Genomic DNA, 212 nt, shown 5'->3' with positions numbered 1-212 from the left:
CGTCTCGGAGATCGACCGCATCCAGATCGACCGTGGCCTCGCCTTCATCGGCGACATTGACGTGCGGATCAAGCAGTCGGAAGCAACGATCCGGGCGATGACCAAGGCCAATGCCAACGTCAAGCTGTTGAAGACGATCCCCGGCATCGGCGAGTTCTTCGCCCGGCTGATCGACGCGGAGATTGACGATGTATCCCGCTTTCGCAATCCGA

Annotated in this window: 1 protein-coding gene; it reads left to right on the top strand. The window is 59.9% G+C overall.

What is annotated here, in order from left to right:
* Window positions 1–212 (top strand): transposase (locus C6558_RS39555; protein WP_146161051.1); only part of this gene is annotated, 212 nt, incomplete at both ends.

It is taken from the genome of Ensifer sp. NM-2 (genome assembly GCF_003024455.1).
GTDB classification, from domain to species: Bacteria; Pseudomonadota; Alphaproteobacteria; order Rhizobiales; family Rhizobiaceae; genus Ensifer; species Ensifer canadensis.
This window is presented reverse-complemented; position numbering and strand designations above follow the sequence as displayed.